Raw genomic sequence first — 14,694 nt, forward strand, 5'->3', positions numbered from 1 at the left:
TGATTTTCGCCCCAAAATCGGGGGCGCAGTATACTGTCTTTCGCCAGGAATCCCTAATGTCCTCACTGATCTACCTTCAGGGTTATCCTGCCCCTCTTCTTGAGCAGGTCCAGACGCTAATCGCCCATCAGCGCTTAGGTGCATTTCTGCAGGAACGCTATCCTGACACCCACGACGTGATCAGTGATAAGGCGCTGTATGACTACACGCAGGCGCTGAAAAACCGCTATATGCGCAACGCGCCGCCAATCAGCAAAGTGATGTGGGATAACAAGATCAAGGTGATGAAGCATGCACTCGGGCTGCACACGGCTATCTCGCGGATTCAGGGCGGCAAACTCAAGGCGAAAGCGGAAATCCGCATCTCGACCTTCTTCCGCCTCGCCCCTGAGCCGTTTCTGCGGATGATCGTGGTGCATGAGCTGGCCCACCTGAAAGAGAAAGACCACGATAAAGCGTTTTACCAGCTCTGCTGCCACATGGAGCCGGATTACCACCAGCTCGAATTTGACGCACGCCTGTGGATGACTGACCAGGCGATGCGCGGCAATGCGGCTTAAAGAAACTCCTGCGCTTTCTGAATCAGGCTGGTTTTAGTCAGCGCCCCCAGAAAGCGTCGCTCCTGAGGATTATTCAGCACCGGCAGACGCTCCAGCGTGACCGCGGCAAACGCCTCCCATCCCTCACGCATGCTCTGATTCTGAAAGACCACCGGGAAATCCTGATCCATGACGCACTCCACCGGTGAGTCGAGGGTGATCTCCTGCGCCAGCACCCGCCGTGAGATCTCATGAATCGACACTACGCCGAGGAACGCCCCTGCAGCGTTGATCACATAGACGTAGCGTTCACGTTTTAGCGAGCTGACTGCCAGCGCCTGTCCCACTGACTCCTCAGGCTGCAACGCCGCACCAGGAATGATCAGCTCGGCAATGCGCATGTTATCGAAATCGTATTTCGCTTCTGAACGGCTGAAGTGATGACTCACCACTGGATAAGTACTGGCGGATTGCAGGCGATAAACCACCATCGACGCCAGCACCGTTGCTATCATCAGCGGAAACAGCAGGCTGCTGTTGAGCGTCATCTCCAGCACCATCAGCATCGCCATCAATGGCGCCTGACTGACCGCCGCCAGCACCGCTGCCATGCCAATCGCGGCATAAAGCAGCACATTACCCAGCGGCAGATGCAGCGCCGCCCCGATCATCGCGATAATCACCCCAAGCAGTGCACCTATCAGCAGCGAAGGCGTAAAGAGTCCGCCGACAGCGTTCGACCCCACAGACAGGCTGGTGGCGAGGGTTTTCAGCACCAGCAACAGCAGTAATCCCGGCAGCAGATAATCGCCTGCCATGACTTTGACGATCACTTCGTAGCCGTTGCCGAGAATATCAGTTGAGATCAGCGCAAGTAAGCCGACGGCGAATCCACCCGCGCCCAGGCGCAAGGGCAGAGAAGCGATGCCGCTGAACAGCACTTTGCTGCGGGCGATGCATTTAATCAGTAGCCAGCCCGCCAGACCGGCGCTCAAACCTATAACCACCGTCATCAACAGGCTGCTGAGATCCATGGCGAAGTTCGCGTCTGCCAGTGGATAGAGCGCGCTGCGGAAGCCCAGCGTCCACATGGTCATCACCGCTGTCGCCGACGCGATAATCAGAGGAATTAGCCGCTGCAAGGCAGAAATGCCAAACGCAATCTCCGCCACAAAAATCGCCGAGGCCAGCGGCGCATGATAGACCGACGCCAGGCCCGCCGCAGCCGCCATCGCCACCACGTCACTGTTTTTCAGGTTCAGTGAGGCCGGTAACAGGCGGCCAATCGCACTGCCGCACAGCGCCGAAAGCTGCACCATCGGCCCCTCTTTACCGATCGACGCACCGCTGCCGATACTGGCAATCGACGATAAGGCACGGAACAGCGAGGTTCGCGTCGGTACCGCATCGAGTCGGGCGTTGATCACTTCAAGATAATCCGTTTTCACCGTCTGCTGTTGCTCAATGGCAACCGCATAACGCAAAAAATAGCCCGCCAGCACCCCGCCCGCCCCCACCAGCAGCGGCCAGAAGATCCACGGCCAGAGATGCAGAGACTCGGTAATTTCGCCACTGCGGGCAAAGAGCAGATGGTTGATCAGTTCTATCACGCCGCGAAAAGCCAGCGTCACCAGCGACGCCGCACACCCGACCGGAATTGCGATCAGGAGTGTGGTCCAGTTTAATGCGTGCTTACTTGCTTTCACCTTCGCTCCCTGGTTGATGCCTGAATATCATGGCTTCAGCATATTATTGGAATGCGGATCGCAGGATCAATCCTTGCGTACCCGGCCCCCTTGCACCGCCTCGGGGAGATGTTACTCTGCCGCTTTAACGCTGCCGGAGAGATGACGTGATTCGTTTTGCCATTGTGGGAACAAACTGGATTACACGCCAGTTTATTGATGCCGCCCATGAAACCGGAGCGATGAAGCTCTGTGCGGTCTATTCACGCAGTCAGCAGCAGGCCGACGCCTTTATTGCTGATTATCCCTGCAAACAGACCTTTACCTCACTGGATGCCCTGGCCGCCAGCCCGGAGATCGACGCAGTCTATCTTGCCAGCCCCAACGCCCTGCACTGCCAGCAGGCGCTGCTGTTTATGTCGCACGGCAAGCATGTGATTTGCGAAAAACCGCTGGCCTCTAACCTGGCGGAAGTGGAGCAGATGATCGCCTGCGCCCGTGAGCATCAGGTGGTGCTGTTCGAGGCGTTTAAAACCGCCAGCCTGCCAAACTTCCAGCGGCTAAAGCAGGCGTTGCCAGACGTGGGTACACTGCGAAAAGCCCTGCTGAGTTACTGCCAGTACTCCTCACGTTATCCGCGTTATCTCAACGGCGAGAACCCCAATACCTTTGATCCCCGCTGGTCGAATGGCTCAGTCATGGATATCGGTTATTACTGCCTGGCGTCGGCAGTAGCACTATGGGGCGAGCCAGACCGTGTGCAGGCCACCGCGACGTTGCTGGCGAGCGGCGTGGATGCCCATGGCGTGGTGGTGCTGAGCTACGGCGATTTCGACGTGACGATTCTGCATTCCAAGGTGAGTGACTCTTCACTGCCCAGCGAAATTCAGGGTGAAGCGGGTACGCTGGTCATTGAGAAGCTTTCGGAGTGCCAGAAGCTGAACTTTATTCCTCGTGGTGCTGAAAAGCAGGCGTTGAGTGAGCCACAGCATATCAACACCATGCTATATGAAGCGGCCGCGTTTGCCCGGCTGGTTGAGCAGCGTCAGGTGGACCATCCCGGACTGGAGGTTTCGCGGATTACCGCCGCGCTTCTGACCGAAATCCGCCGCCAGACTGGTGTCATCTTCCCGGCCGATCAGGCTGCTGTGTAAATATTTCTAAATATGTCTGAGATAGGTTGCTTCCTGTGCGGCTAAACCGTAACTTACCCTCCTGCAAAGGGGAGTAACTTGTAAGCTGATTGATCGTCACTACGTTGCGAAAGCATCCGGTCATCAGGCAACCCGGAATCGATTTCTGTGTTGTAAGTGAGACCTTGCCGGAAGGCGAGGTTTGCTTACACAAAAATAAGCGGCTGACGTCTTCTGACTTCAGCCGTTTTTTTTCTTTTTAAGACAGGATACGAATATGCAAACTGTGGGTACGCCTTTACTCTGGGGCAGCTTTGCGGTTGTGGTGCTTATCATGCTGGCTATCGACCTGCTGTTGCAGGGACGCCGCGGCGCGCAGACCATGTCTTTCAAACAGGCGGCTGTCTGGTCGCTGATCTGGGTTTCCGTCTCACTGCTGTTTAGCGCCGCTTTCTGGTGGTATCTGGAGGGCAGCGTGGGACGCGAAGTCGCTAACACCCAGACGCTCGCCTTCCTGACCGGCTACGTTCTGGAAAAAGCGCTGGCGGTAGATAACGTCTTCGTCTGGCTGATGCTGTTCAGCTACTTCTCTATTCCGGCCAACCTGCAGCGCCGTGTACTGATCTACGGCGTGTTAGGCGCTATCGTGCTGCGAACTATCATGATCTTTGCCGGTAGCTGGCTGGTCACCCAGTTCAGCTGGATCCTCTATGTGTTTGGTGCCTTCCTGCTCTTCACGGGTGTGAAGATGGCGCTGGCAAAAGAGGATGACAGTGCAGTGGGCGACAAACCGGTGGTGCGCTGGTTACGTAAGCATTTACGCATGACCGATGATCTCGACGGCGAGAAGTTCTTTACCCGCAAAAACGGCGTGCTGTTTGCGACCCCGTTGCTGCTGGTACTGATCATGGTGGAACTCAGCGACGTGATCTTTGCCGTCGACAGTATCCCGGCCATTTTCGCCGTGACCACCGACCCGTTCATCGTGCTGACCTCAAACCTGTTCGCTATCTTGGGCTTGCGTGCCATGTACTTCCTGCTGGCAAACGTAGCGGAACGCTTCTCGATGCTGAAGTATGGTCTGGCGATTGTGCTGGTGTTTATCGGCTTTAAGATGCTGATTGTGGACCTGTACCATATCCCGGTTGGTATCTCACTGGGTGTGGTCGGCGCCATTCTGGCCTCAACCCTGCTGATTAATGCCTGGGTTAACCGCAAAAGAGATCAGAAAAAGATCGCACCATAATTACCTGCAGGGGCAGCGTATGCCCCTGTTTTATTTTGCGACAGACTGTCGTGCCATTTCATCCCTCTGTCACACTTCCACTATTCAGCATAATTAAAATCTGACCTGTGCCACACTGACAGAACTTTCTCTTTTCTCATCTGATGTTTTCCTTATACTCCGCCGGGCAAACCGTTTTAGCCGATGTAAAACATCGCGTCTGAAACTACATCCGCGACAAAATACAGAAAATATTATGCAGAAAACTTTCTCCGCACGTCTGGGCAGGCTGCTCGCCGGAAGCCTGGTGAAGCAAATCTTGATTGGGCTGATCGCTGGTGTGGCGCTCGCCTGGATTTCACACGATGCCGCGCTGGCAGTCGGTCTGCTGGGTGAACTGTTTGTCAGTGCGCTGAAAGCGGTCGCACCACTGCTGGTACTGATGCTGGTGATCGCCTCGATTGCCAACCACCAGCAGGGTCAGAAAAGTAATATCCGGCCAATTATCATGCTCTATCTGCTGAGCACCTTTTTCGCGGCGGTGGTCGCGGTGGTCTTCAGCCATCTGGTTCCGCAGACACTTACACTGGCGGCAGGCACCACGGAAATCGTTCCTCCTTCCGGCATCACCGAAGTGCTCCGTGGGCTGCTGATGAGCATGGTTGCTAACCCAATCACCGCGCTGATGCAGGCTAACTACATTGGCATCCTGGTGTGGGCCATTGGCCTGGGGCTGGCGTTCCGTCACAGCAGTGACAGCACCCGCGCCTTGCTGAATGATGCGTCTCATGCCGTGACCTGGCTGGTACGCTGCGTCATCCGCTGCGCGCCAGTCGGTATTTTCGGTCTGGTGGCATCGATTCTGGCTTCAACCGGCTTTGGGGCGCTGTGGCAATATGCGCATCTGCTGGCGCTGTTGATCGGCTGTATGCTGCTGATGGCACTGGTGGTGAACCCGATGCTGGTGTTCTCTAAAATCCGCCGTAACCCTTATCCGCTGGTCTTCACCTGCCTGCGCGAAAGTGGCGTCACCGCCTTCTTTACCCGCAGTTCTGCTGCCAACATTCCAGTGAATATGGCGCTGGCGAAACGTCTGGACCTGGATGAGGATACCTATTCGGTGTCGATTCCGCTGGGCGCAACCATCAGTATGGCGGGTGCGTCGATCACGATTACCGTGCTGACGCTGGCGGCGGTGCATACGCTGGGGATCAGCATTGATGTGCCGACGGCGATTCTGCTGAGTCTGGTGGCGTCACTCTGCGCCTGCGGTGCATCAGGCGTGGCGGGCGGTTCGCTACTGCTGATTCCGGTAGCCTGTAATATGTTTGGCATTCCGAATGATCTGGCGATGCAGGTCGTGGCGGTGGGCTTTATTATCGGCGTACTGCAGGATTCGGCGGAAACCGCGCTGAATTCCTCTACTGATATTCTGTTTACGGCCGCCGTCTGTCAGGCAGAAGCAGAGCGCGAAACCAGCCGGGCTTAATCTTTCAGATAGCTCAAAAGCTAAAAGAGCGGGTGGCAGAGTCCGAAGAGCAAAGCGTCCCGCGCCAGGGAAGGCGCGGGACGAGCGAGCAGGGATGCTTTAAGCGACTTTGCGATCGGACTCTGCCATCCGCGAAGGGCACAGGATTAACCGACGGTAATGACGACCCCAACGCCGCCATTTCGCCCGGCAAACTATAACGTCACACCGCTTTTGAAAATCGCCAGCTCGCGGAAGTCGTTCTTCTCGTTGTTGGTCGGCTGACCGCTGGCAATCGCGACAATGCTATCGACAAAATCTTCCAGCAGCGCATCCATGCTCATCCCCTCGATCAACCGTCCGGCATTAAAGTCGATCCAGTGCGGTTTCTTCTCCGCCAGCGGCGTGTTGGTCGCCAGCTTCACCGTTGGCACAAAACCGCCATACGGCGTGCCGCGTCCGGTACTGAACAGCACCATATGGCAACCGGCTCCTGCCAGCGCACTGGTAGCGACCGCATCATTGCCCGGCGCACTCAGCAGATTCAGCCCAGGCGTTTTTAACCGCTCGCCATATTTCAGCACATCGACGACCTGGCTCTGCCCCGCTTTCTGAGTACAGCCAAGCGACTTCTCTTCCAGCGTGGTGATGCCGCCCGCTTTATTTCCCGGCGATGGATTCTCGTAGATGGGCTGCTGGTGATCGATAAAGTACTGCTTGAAGTCGTTGATCATGGCTACTGTTTTGCCGAAGGTCTCTTCGTCGCGACAGCGACTCATCAGAATCCGCTCTGCGCCAAACATTTCTGGCACTTCAGTCAGCACGGTGGTGCCGCCATTAGCGATCATCTGGTCCGAGAAACGCCCCAGTAACGGGTTGGCCGTGATGCCAGACAAACCGTCCGAACCGCCGCACTCCAGACCAAACTTCAGCTCGCTGAGTTTGCCTGGTTCACGCCGGTCATGCCGCATTTTTTCATACAAGGCATGCAGACGCTCCAGCCCGGCTTCAACCTCATCATCATGCTGCTGGCACACCATAAATTCGACCCGGTCGCTTTCAAACGCGCCAAGCGTGTCACGGAAAACATCGACCTGATTGTTTTCACAGCCGAGACCAATCACCAGCACCGCACCCGCATTAGGATGGCGCACCATATTCTGCAGCATGGTGCGGGTATTTTCGTGATCCTGTCCCAGCTGCGAGCAGCCGAAGGTGTGGCTGAACAGGAATGCACCATCGATACCTTCGGCCTCCTGTGTCTCTTTCAGGAAACGCTGCAGGATCTGACGCGCAATGCCGTTTACACAGCCGACGGTCGGCAGGATCCACAGCTCATTGCGGATGCCGACTTCGCCGTTAGCACGACGGTAGATCTGAACCTCACGGTCACCCGGCTGCGGCGGTAAGGTCACGAACTCAGGCTGATACGCATACTCATCCAGATCGCTGAGATTGGTGCGGGCGTTCTGCGAATGGATTAACTCACCGGCGGCCACAGGCTGGGTGGCATGGGCAATCGGCAGCCCATATTTGATCACCAGCTCATTCCGGGCGATAGGCTGCAGGGCAAATTTATGCCCGCGCCCGACCGCCTGTTGCACCGACACACTCAGTGACGGCAGCTCTATGGTGGCGCCCGCCTCTAAGTCACGTAACGCCACGGCGACATTGTCGCGGGGATCAATTTTAATTGCGTCTTGCATAGCGTTATCTCAGTTGGCTCAGCGCCTCACGCATTCCGTGGGCGATGATATTTTGCAGGTGTTGGGTGACAACCGTAGCCAGTCCGGGCTGACGGGTTAAATCTTCGCCCCAGTGTTGCGCGTCGCTAAGCACGCCGTGCACCAGCTGTTGCAGTGACAGCTGATCCGCATCAAGTGCTTTCCAGGCGTCGGCGTAGTGCTGTAACCACTGCGGCTCATCCTGTAATGGCCAGCTTTGACCGGCTGACTCGCCGCGATAAAAGGCGATCAGCGCCGCCAGCGCAAAAGTGATGTGTGTCGGCCACTTGCCCGTTTGCTGATGCGCGGCAAGCAGTGGCGTCAACAGACGGGTGCGGAACTTGGTCATGCCATTAAGCGCAATCGACAGCAGCGCATGGCGAATGAACGGATTGCGGAAGCGGCGTTGTACCGCATCAGCAAAGGCGTGCAGTTCATCGGCTGGCAGATCCAGCGTCGGGATCACTTCATGACGCAGCAGGTTATCCACAAATCCGGCAATCGCCGGATCGGCCATCGCCTCCCCAACACTTTCAAGACCGGCCAGAAACGCCACCGGCACCATCGCGGTATGTGCGCCATTGAGGATCGCCACTTTCTGCGCTTTATAGGGCGCAATGTCATCCACATGACGCACGTGTGGCGACAGCGCCGCCAGTTTCAGTTCACTGAACAGCGCCGACGGCCCCTGAATCACAAACTGGTAGTAGACTTCGCCCGCCACCAGATAGCGATCTTCATAACCCAGTTCACGTTGCAACTGTTCGCTTTCCGCCGGAAAGCCGGTAACGATGCGGTCAACCAGAGTGTTATAGAAAGCACAGTGCTCATGAACCCAGGTTTTAAATTCGGATGGCAGATGCCAGTGATCGGCGTAACGCAGCACCAGATCGCGCAACGCGTCGCCGTTATGGTCAATCAGTTCACACGGCACCACCAGCCAGCCACGATCGCTGGCACCATTGAAATGGGAATAGCGCGCCCACAGCAGCTGCGTCAGTTTGCCGGGGAAGCTGCTGGCAGGCTGATCGGTAAGCTGATCCGTGCCGACAAAGGCGATGCCCGCCTCAGTGGTGTTGGAGAAAACCATGCGCAGGTCGGGATTCCGGGCCAGCGCCATAAATTCACCAAACTGCTGCCAGGGCTGGATCTCACGGTTGAGGCTGCGGATCAGCCGGGTTTCACTGACCTGCTCGCCCTGATCGTTGAGTCCGCGGATCAGCGTGGTGTAGAGGCCATCCTGCTGATTCAGGCTGTCGCTGACTTCACGGTTGCGCGGCCGCACCACCACAATCCCGGCATCGGTGTCCTGATGTTCATTTAGCCAGTCAATCTGCCAGTCAATAAAAGCGCGCAGGAAGTTACCTTCGCCGAACTGAATCACCCTGTCGCGATAGCGTGCGCCCGGGAAGTCGTGGCGGTTTAGCCTTTTCATCATCAGGCTCCCAGCTCGATGCCGAAGTAATCGCGGGCATTGTTGAAGCAGATGTTCTGAACCATCTGGCCTAACAGCGCTTCATCGGCTGGCGCTTCACCCTGCTCTACCCAGCGGCCAATCATCTGGCACAGCAACCGGCGGAAATATTCGTGGCGGGTGTAAGAGAGGAAGCTGCGGCTGTCGGTCAGCATCCCGACGAAGCGGCTCAGCAGGCCAATCTGCGCCAGCTGGGTCATCTGACGCTGCATACCGTCCAGCTGGTCATTGAACCACCAGGCGGAACCAAACTGCATTTTCCCCGCCTGACCTTCACCCTGGAAGTTGCCTGCCATCGTCGCCAGTACTTCGTTGTCGCGCGGGTTCAGGCAATAGAGGATGGTTTTCGGCAGCGCATTATTCAGGTTCTGTGCGCCCAGGAGGCGGGCCAGCGGTTCAGCCAGCGGCTGGTCGTTGATGGAGTCAAAGCCCACGTCCGGCCCCAGCAACTGGTACTGACGTGGGTTGGTATTGCGCAGTGCGCCAATGTGATACTGCTGTACCCAGCCACGGCGGGCATATTCGCTGCCCAGCCACACCAGTACCGCCGTTTTAAACTGTGCCGTTTCGTGCGGATTCGGTGCAGTACCGCTGCGACGGCACGCCAGAATCGCATCCAGCGTGGCGTCGTCCGCCTCGGCATAACAGACGACATCCAGCGCGTGATCCGAGACTTTACAGCCGTGCGCCGCAAAGTGATCCAGCCGCTGATACAGTGCGCTGCGCAGATCGTCAAAACGCTGCACGCTGATGTCGGTCAGTTGTTCCAGCGTCTCAATCCACGGCAGGAAGGTGTCGGCTTCGATATTAAAGGCTTTGTCCGGACGCCAGCTCGGTAGCACTTTAACGCTGAAACTGGTGTCGTCTGCCAGCGCGCGGTGATGGCGCAGGTCATCCAGCGGATCGTCCGTGGTGCCGACCATCTTCACCTTCATCTGCTGCATGATGCCACGCGTGGTAAAGCTATCCTGCGCCAGCAGTTCATTGCAGCGATGCCAGATATTGTCAGCCGTTTTCTCAGAAAGCAGCGTGTCGGTAATGCCGAAAGGCCGGCGTAATTCCAGATGGGTCCAGTGATAGAGCGGGTTGCCGATGGTGTGCGGCACAGTACGCGCCCAGGCGTCAAACTTTTCACGATCGCTGGCGTTGCCGGTACAGAACGCCTCAGCCACACCGTTGGCGCGCATTGCCCGCCACTTGTAGTGATCGCCCTTCAGCCAGATGTCATAAAGATTGGCAAAGCGATAATTTTCGGCAATCTGCTGCGGCGGTAAGTGGCAGTGATAGTCGAAAATCGGCTGATCCTTCGCGTAGTCGTGATAGAGACGGCGGGCGAATTCACTATCCAGCAAAAAATCCTCGGTCATGAAACGTGACATACATGCTTCCTCATCTACTGAACCACTGATGGCCCAAAGTTATCATACCAATTTTAGTCCGTTACGGATTTATTTGCGATCCTGCTCACATAAACGGCGATGTCTGGCTACCGTTATGGACATTTTTGTCGTCCGCAGCGCGCTAAATGGCTGTCATTACGCAGGTTTCCAGTATCCCACAGTGCAGAAAGGGTTTTTGTGATGGCTCTCAACTTTTAAAGTTGTATAACAAGTTAGGCTCTCGTCCTATCGTGAGGTCGTTAGCGGCCCACAAATGGCAAGGTAAGAACAGGGTTGCTCAGACAGAACCTGCGGGCGTGAGCAAAGCTGCATCACGGGCTGTCCCGCTCCAGATAACAACAGCGGCAAGACCGCATACAGAACTGGAAGAGGTAGAGGATGCGTAAGATCAAAGGGTTACGCTGGTATATGATTGGACTGGTGACGATCGGTACGGTATTAGGGTATCTGACCCGTAATACCATCGCCGTGGCGGCCCCGACATTGATGACAGAGCTGCATATCACTACACAGCAGTATTCATACATCATTGCGGCCTATTCAGCCTGCTACACGCTGATGCAACCGGTTGCGGGTTATGTGCTGGATCTGCTGGGCACCAAAGTCGGCTACGCCGTGTTTGCTGTACTGTGGGCAATCTTCTGTGCCGCCACGGCGATGGCAGGCAGCTGGGGCGGCCTTGCTCTGGCGCGTGGTGCCGTCGGTGCGGCTGAAGCGGCGATGATCCCGGCGGGTCTGAAGGCGAGCAGTGAGTGGTTCCCGGCCAAAGAGCGTTCGGTCGCGGTGGGCTACTTTAACGTCGGTTCATCTATCGGTGCGATGCTGGCTCCGCCGCTGGTGGTCTGGGCAATCGTAGCGCACAGCTGGCAGATGGCCTTTATCATGACCGGTGTGCTGAGCATGGTCTGGGCACTCTGCTGGCTGGTGTTTTACAAACATCCGAAACAGCAGAAGAAGCTGAGTGATGAAGAGCGTGACTACATTATCTCCGGTCAGGAAGCACAGCATCAGACCGGTAACACCCGCAAAATGTCGGCCCTGCAGATTATCCGTAACCGCCAGTTCTGGGGGATTGCCCTGCCGCGTTTTCTGGCAGAACCGGCATGGGGAACGTTCAACGCCTGGATTCCGCTGTTCATGTTTAAGGTGTACGGCTTCAATCTGAAAGAGATTGCGATGTTCGCCTGGATGCCGATGCTGTTCGCGGACTTCGGCTGTATCCTGGGTGGCTATCTGCCGCCGCTGTTTCAGCGCTGGTTCGGCGTTAACCTGATCGTTTCACGTAAAATGGTGGTGACGATGGGTGCGGTGTTAATGATTGCGCCAGGCACCATTGGCCTGTTCACCAGCCCTTACGTCGCCATTGGTCTGCTGTGCATCGGCGGCTTTGCGCATCAGGCGCTTTCGGGTGCGCTCATTACCCTGTCGTCAGACGTTTTCGGCCGTAATGAAGTCGCGACGGCTAACGGTCTGACTGGCATGGCAGCCTGGACCGCCAGCACGATGTTTGCGCTGGTCGTGGGTGCCCTGGCCGATACGCTGGGCTTCAGCCCGCTGTTTGCTGCCCTGGCGGTGTTCGATCTGCTGGGTGCCGTGGTGATCTGGACAGTCCTGAAAAATAAACCGATTTCAGAGCTGGAAGCGGAAACGGTGATTCCACCAGCCAGCGCTGTTCACAATTGATTTGACGGGCTGGCGCGAGCCAGCCCATTTCCTCGCACCGCCTGAAGTGGTATAACAACTTATCTGTCTGCTACCAGGATTGTGCTATGGACCTCACTGAATCCCGTCGACTCTACCAACAGCTTGCCAGCGAGCTTAAAAGCCGCATTGAAACCGGAATCTATCCGGTGGGCGACAAACTGCCTGCTGAGCGCCTGATTGCCGAAGAGATGGAAGTGAGCCGCACCGTTGTCCGTGAAGCGATCATCATGCTGGAAGTAGAAGGCTATGTTGAGGTTCGCAAAGGATCGGGTATTCACGTCATTGCCAGCCAGCAGCAGAACCGCATCACCTCCACCAGCAGCCAGCTGGAATTTGCCACTTTTGGCCCGTTTGAGTTACTGCAGGCGCGCCAGTTGATTGAAAGTAACGTGGCCGAGTTCGCGGCCACCCAGGTCACGCGTCAGGACATTATCGACCTGATGGCAATTCAGGAAAAAGCCCGCCAGGAAGATCACTTCCGTGATTCCGAGTGGGACATGCAGTTTCATGTGCGCATCGCGCAATCCACCCAGAACAGTGCTTTAGCCGCCATCGTTGAAAAAATGTGGCTGCACCGCCTGCACAATCCCTACTGGCTCAAACTTCACGAACATATCGACCAGCGCAGCATTCTCAGCTGGTGCGAAGACCACGATCAGATCCTCAAAGCGCTGATGCGTAAAGATCCCGCCGCCAGCAAACTGGCGATGTGGCAACATCTGGAAAATACTAAACAGATGCTGTTTAACGCGACGGCGGATGATTTTGAATTTAACGTGGATCGTTACATGTTCGGTGAGAATCCGGTCATCCTGCCTGATGGGTCCAATAACGCCCTCTAAAAGCGCCTGAAAACAGCCTGAGATGGTCAGTTAATCTGCAATAGTGTCAGGTCATGTAAAGCTCCTTTTTACAGGGCGTTTCACAAGGTAAAACTCCTGTTCGCAAGAGAGTTTTACTGTCTCAGACAGGCGATTTTTGTTACAGTTATCGCCCTTTTATTACCCTTTGCGACAAGGGTTTATAAAGTTGCTGATTTAACAATCGATTCTGGAAGGATCCGGAAAAATCCCGCCCAGGCTGCGCGCCTAAAATTTATAACGAAATGCCGGTCTGCGTTTAAGTCCCTGTGGGACATGTTTAACAATGATGTTCAGGAATGATTGATGGATATTTTGCAAGCGTTGCTGCATGCCCTGTGGCAACAGGACTATGAAACTCTCTCCGATCCCACGCTCGTATGGGCCATTTACGGCGTTTTGTTCATGATTTTATTTTTAGAAAATGGCCTTCTTCCCGCCGCGTTTCTGCCGGGTGACAGTCTGCTGATTCTGGTCGGTGTACTGATTGCCAAAGGCACCATGAGTTTCCCTTTAACGATTCTGGTTCTGACAACCGGCGCCAGTCTTGGCTGCTGGGTAAGTTACATACAAGGCCGCTGGCTGGGTAATACGCCCACGGTTCAGAAATGGCTCTCTCATTTACCTGCCCAGTACCACCTGCGCGCGCACAGCATGTTTCACCGTCACGGCTTATCCGCCCTGCTGATTGGTCGCTTTATCGCGTTTGTGCGAACGCTGCTGCCCACTATTGCCGGGCTGTCAGGCCTCAGCAATGCCCGCTTTCAGTTCTTTAACTGGGTCAGTGCATTTCTGTGGGTGTTAATTTTGACCGTTATCGGCTTCGCGCTGGGAAAAACCCCGATTTTCCGTCGTTACGAAGATGAGATGATGTTTTTCCTGATGATGCTGCCACTGGCGCTGCTGGTATTTGGCCTGGTGGGATCGCTGGTGGTGTTATGGCGTAAACGACAGGCGAATCAAAACGGGAAAGCAGAGTAATGAAACTGCTGCAGGCTATTCCTAAACGGTGGTTACCGTGGTTGATTGCTGGCGCGTTTGCGCTGGTTGCGCTTTGTGCGATCCCGCCTCTGATGAAGCACGAGACAGTGGTGCAGATTCGGGTTTCTCATGCAGGTGCAACGCTGCCAGATGGTTTTTATCTCTATCAGCAATTAAGTGCGCAGGGCATTCGTATTAAAAGCATAACGCCTGCAGGTGATGCGCTGATCATTCATTTTGACAGCGAAGAACAGAGCCTGGCAGCACAGAAGGTGTTGCGCCGCCTGCTGCCACAAGGCTTTATTGTGGCGCAGCACGATCACTCTCAGCATCTCTCACTGGCTTAATCCCCCGCTTCCCTCTTTTTTCAGACCGTTGCAGTATGCCGCGACGGTCTGAAAGCCACTCTATCTCCCGGTCTTCTTTGAACTTTTTACCAGGGGTGTCTATGCTTAAGCGAGAGTCGATTCTTGGCACCCGCAGGCATAAGATCGCGCAGGT

Annotated in this window: 12 protein-coding genes; 8 read left to right on the plus strand and 4 right to left on the minus strand. The window is 55.8% G+C overall.

Annotated elements, in window-relative coordinates; all coding sequences use genetic code 11:
- The first annotated feature begins 56 nt into the window (after window positions 1-56).
- Window positions 57-560 carry a M48 family metallopeptidase gene (locus P2R09_RS20980; protein ID WP_008925761.1) on the plus strand — a complete coding sequence of 168 codons (504 nt, stop codon included), beginning with the start codon at window positions 57-59 and terminating at the stop codon, window positions 558-560.
- Here P2R09_RS20980 and P2R09_RS20985 read toward each other — a convergent pair.
- A complete protein-coding gene (locus P2R09_RS20985) occupies window positions 557-2,245 on the minus strand; it encodes a chloride channel protein (RefSeq protein WP_275772540.1) in 1,689 nt (562 codons plus the stop codon). The genes P2R09_RS20980 and P2R09_RS20985 overlap by 4 nt on opposite strands.
- 146 nt (window positions 2,246-2,391) lie before the next feature.
- Here P2R09_RS20985 and P2R09_RS20990 point away from each other — a divergent pair, with 146 nt between their 5' ends.
- The 3 genes from P2R09_RS20990 (at window position 2,392) to sstT (ending at window position 6,071) form a co-directional block, all read left to right on the plus strand.
- Window positions 2,392-3,378 (plus strand): Gfo/Idh/MocA family oxidoreductase, encoded by a 987-nt coding sequence (locus P2R09_RS20990; protein ID WP_275772542.1) that lies wholly within the window; start codon window positions 2,392-2,394, stop codon window positions 3,376-3,378.
- Window positions 3,379-3,634: 256 nt separating this feature from the next.
- Window positions 3,635-4,603, plus strand: a complete 969-nt coding sequence (locus tag P2R09_RS20995) for a TerC family protein (protein WP_078805000.1) — start codon at window positions 3,635-3,637, stop codon at window positions 4,601-4,603.
- A gap of 235 nt (window positions 4,604-4,838) precedes the next feature.
- Window positions 4,839-6,071 (plus strand): serine/threonine transporter SstT, encoded by a 1,233-nt coding sequence (gene sstT, locus P2R09_RS21000; protein WP_275772544.1) that lies wholly within the window; start codon window positions 4,839-4,841, stop codon window positions 6,069-6,071.
- Window positions 6,072-6,265: 194 nt separating this feature from the next.
- Here the strand turns inward: sstT and P2R09_RS21005 are convergent, their stop codons facing one another.
- From P2R09_RS21005 to uxaC, 3 genes are read right to left on the minus strand one after another with little or no spacing between them, the layout of a single operon-like run.
- Complete coding sequence (locus P2R09_RS21005; protein WP_275772546.1) at window positions 6,266-7,756, minus strand: altronate dehydratase family protein; 1,491 nt, start codon at window positions 7,754-7,756, stop codon at window positions 6,266-6,268.
- Window positions 7,757-7,760: 4 nt separating this feature from the next.
- Window positions 7,761-9,209, minus strand: a complete 1,449-nt coding sequence (locus P2R09_RS21010; RefSeq protein WP_275772830.1) for a tagaturonate reductase — start codon at window positions 9,207-9,209, stop codon at window positions 7,761-7,763.
- A 2-nt stretch (window positions 9,210-9,211) separates the two neighbouring features.
- On the minus strand, window positions 9,212-10,627 hold the full coding sequence (uxaC, locus tag P2R09_RS21015; RefSeq protein ID WP_275772548.1) for a glucuronate isomerase: 1,416 nt from the start codon (window positions 10,625-10,627) through the stop codon (window positions 9,212-9,214).
- A 399-nt stretch (window positions 10,628-11,026) separates the two neighbouring features.
- Between uxaC and P2R09_RS21020 the strand changes: the two genes are divergently transcribed.
- The 4 genes from P2R09_RS21020 (at window position 11,027) to mzrA (ending at window position 14,540) form a co-directional block, all read left to right on the plus strand.
- On the plus strand, window positions 11,027-12,331 hold the full coding sequence (locus tag P2R09_RS21020) for an MFS transporter (protein WP_275772550.1): 1,305 nt from the start codon (window positions 11,027-11,029) through the stop codon (window positions 12,329-12,331).
- Window positions 12,332-12,417: 86 nt separating this feature from the next.
- Window positions 12,418-13,194 carry a transcriptional regulator ExuR gene (gene exuR / locus P2R09_RS21025; protein WP_275772552.1) on the plus strand — a complete coding sequence of 259 codons (777 nt, stop codon included), beginning with the start codon at window positions 12,418-12,420 and terminating at the stop codon, window positions 13,192-13,194.
- 324 nt (window positions 13,195-13,518) lie between these two features.
- Complete coding sequence (locus P2R09_RS21030; protein ID WP_275772554.1) at window positions 13,519-14,193, plus strand: DedA family protein; 675 nt, start codon at window positions 13,519-13,521, stop codon at window positions 14,191-14,193.
- On the plus strand, window positions 14,193-14,540 hold the full coding sequence (gene mzrA / locus P2R09_RS21035) for an EnvZ/OmpR regulon moderator MzrA (protein WP_003850221.1): 348 nt from the start codon (window positions 14,193-14,195) through the stop codon (window positions 14,538-14,540). The genes P2R09_RS21030 and mzrA overlap by 1 nt, the downstream gene beginning before the upstream one ends.
- Window positions 14,541-14,694: the final 154 nt, after the last annotated feature.

It is taken from the genome of Pantoea sp. Cr_R13 (assembly GCF_029222565.1).
Taxonomy (GTDB): Bacteria; Pseudomonadota; Gammaproteobacteria; order Enterobacterales; family Enterobacteriaceae; genus Pantoea; species Pantoea eucalypti.